Source organism: Roseateles sp. P5_E1 (assembly GCF_054049335.1).
In genome coordinates, this window is the sequence record NZ_JBFUMN010000233.1 from 1 (window position 1) to 667 (window position 667).

The window sequence follows — 667 nt, forward strand, 5'->3', positions numbered from 1 at the left end:
GCTCAGCGCACCCCGTCGAGCGGGCCGTCGGCGCCGGTGACCGCAGCACACGCATGGTCCTGCAATTCTTCGCCACTGGCCTCGTTGCCGGTGGCCGGATCGAGGCGGGTCGCCAGCAGCAGGAAGCCGGGCGTGCCATCGCGCTCGCGTGCGCCGCTCACCACCAGCGACCAGTGGCCGAGATCGTGCACGCCGGCCAGCTCATGGGCCAGCAGCTGGATCGGGTCGACGGCAAGCACTTCGCCGCGCACGCGCCGGGCCTGGTAGACGTGGCCGCGCAGCGGTGCGGGCAGGCGCTGCCAGTGCGTGCCGATGCCAGCGTCCATGCGCCGCAGTTGCGCCAGCACGTCGGTGCGCAGGCAGTCGATGTGGATGTGCAGCTGGTGCTGCGAGCGGCCATGCGGCGAATTGAGCGCCAGGCTGGCCACCTCGCGCGGCAGTGGCTGGCCCAGCGCCTGTTCGGTACGCCAGCGTGCCGCCCATGCACTGGCGAAATAGTTGGGCTCATCGGTGTGCAGCAGCGCGGGGCTCTCGATACCACTGACCTTGTCCAGCGGCATCAGCAGGAACTGGTAGCGCCCGTGGGCGTCCTTGAACAGCACATCGCGCCGGCCGGGAGCCGCGTCCACCGCCAGGCAATCACCGCGCGGCGTGCCCGTCCCCACGC

1 protein-coding gene is annotated in these 667 nt (G+C 71.4%); it reads right to left on the reverse strand.

The window, feature by feature from the left end; translation table 11 throughout:
- Positions 1–2: 2 nt before the first annotated feature.
- Positions 3–667, reverse strand: a 665-nt coding sequence (locus tag ACXJKJ_RS30770; protein ID WP_457395295.1) for a CDP-diacylglycerol diphosphatase, incomplete at its 5' end; no start/stop codon positions are given.